Annotated in this window: 1 protein-coding gene; it reads left to right on the top strand. The window is 33.5% G+C overall.

Annotation, left to right across the window (positions count from 1 at the left end; all coding sequences use genetic code 11):
• Positions 1 to 75 precede the first annotated feature (75 nt).
• Positions 76 to 1,602 (top strand): fdxN element excision recombinase XisF, encoded by a 1,527-nt coding sequence (gene xisF, locus ACN4EE_RS23035; protein ID WP_431708847.1) that lies wholly within the window; start codon positions 76 to 78, stop codon positions 1,600 to 1,602.
• Positions 1,603 to 1,850: the final 248 nt, after the last annotated feature.

The raw sequence follows: 1,850 nt of genomic DNA, 5'->3' as shown, positions 1-1,850 counted from the left end.
ACTCTTGCACATTTTTTAATTAATTGTTTATAATAAAACTAATTAATTAAATTAAAAAGCAACACATAAATTAATATGTTCCAATATAATATCGTAGGATATGCACGGGTGTCTAGCCGTGAGCAGGCAGAAAATTTTCATGCCTTAGAACAACAAATAGACCGTTTAGAAAGTGCTGGTGCCGAATATGTTTTTGTGGATGTGGAATCGGGAGCAAATCCAGAACGTCATGATTATAATAAGCTAATTCAGTTAGTAGAAAATGGTGCCATTGAAATGGTAATTGCCACTCGATGGGATAGGTTAACTCGTAATGAATTGGTATATTTGCAATTAAAAAATCTGTTCCAATATTCGGCGGTAAAATTGAAGTTATTAGATCAGGGGGAGGTAGATTTAAACAGTGCTTTTGGAGAATTAAGTGCGGATTTGCAAGCTCTTTTTGCAGTCCATGAACGGCGTATGTTAAAGGAAAGAGTTTGCCGTGGTTTTGAATATAAACGCAAAAAAAAATCGGCATGGGGAAGACAACCCTGGGGTTACAAATCAGAAAATGAGAAGTATGTGATCGATCGATCTCGAATAATTTGTTTACTTTCTCAACGTCCTTGTAATTATCAAGAATTGTCTGATTTACCTAATAATTCTTCTTTATTAGTGCAAGGAATTTCTAAGGGAGAAATCGCCAGAGAAGCTGTTGAATTTTTTTTGCAAGTTAGAAAAGGGAGAGATGTCTTACGATACCTTTATGAAAAATATGGAGTTTCTAGTAAAGCTAACAATAATGACTTACTTTTGACTTCACAATTATTATTTTGGCGTAGTGGTCAAAGTTTTTGTGAGTGGATAAAAAACCCCGTATTACGAGGACATACTGCCTATAATAAATATGAGCCGAGAAACGCACAAAAAAGGGGTAATCAAAAACCCCCAGAGGAATGGGAAATTCATGAAAATACCCATCCCGACGAACGAATGTTATCTGATGAAGAATATTGCGAAGTCATAACTATTATTGAACAGAATAGTCGCACCATGGGGACTATGGACACAAGATCTCAGTTAACGGGTTTAATTATTTGTGGTGAATGTGGTGGTAAATGTGTCAATAAAAATAATCAAAAATATCGCTATTATGGTTGTCGAAATTCGGGCATAGGATGTAGCAATAAAAAGCAAATTCGACTTGATTTTTTGGAGGCAAAGTTATTTGATGTTATAATCGAAAAAGCTCATCAATTTAATGGTGTTGATTCTACTTTTAAGATTAAGGAAAATCCTGAAGATTCTCTGATCATCATCAAGTTAAAGGAACAAAAGCAAAACCTAGAAAAAATATTGCAAGACCATTATAATCCTACCATTAAAAAGGCGATCGATGATTTAGATTTGCAAATAAAAAAACAAATCAGTCATAGTGAAGTTGATGATTTTTCTCTGTCAAGTGCGGAGGAAGTTTTAGCTTATCCTTATCTGACTCATCTTGGTTTTTGGTATTGTTTAAATACTCAAGAGCGAGAGTTAATTTATCATAAGCTAATTAAACAAATTGTTGTTGTTGATGGTGAAGTGACTACTATCGAATTAAAGGTTAATTGCTAGTAATTTTTTCCTATAGCAATCCTAAATGATTCGAGAGAATTTTACCCCCTAACTCCCAATTTTAGGGGAATTAACCTTATCCAAATCTTTCAACTAATATAGGAATGCTATATTTAATTTTAAGGGGTTTCGTCCTTTAAGATAGAATTTTCAAAATGAAGACAGAGGGTAGAAGACAAAGAGTTAATATTTTTTCTTCATCCCTTCTCCCTAGAATAATAAGAGATACTTAAACCTTAGTTGTTCAT

This window comes from Geminocystis sp. CENA526, assembly GCF_050753365.1.
In the GTDB taxonomy this organism is placed as follows: domain Bacteria; phylum Cyanobacteriota; class Cyanobacteriia; order Cyanobacteriales; family Cyanobacteriaceae; genus Geminocystis.
This window is presented reverse-complemented; position numbering and strand designations above follow the sequence as displayed.

Coding starts and splice junctions, on each gene's coding strand:
- xisF (WP_431708847.1), top strand. CDS start 76: ATGTTCCAATATAATATCGTAGGATATGCACGGGTGTCTAGCCGTGAG.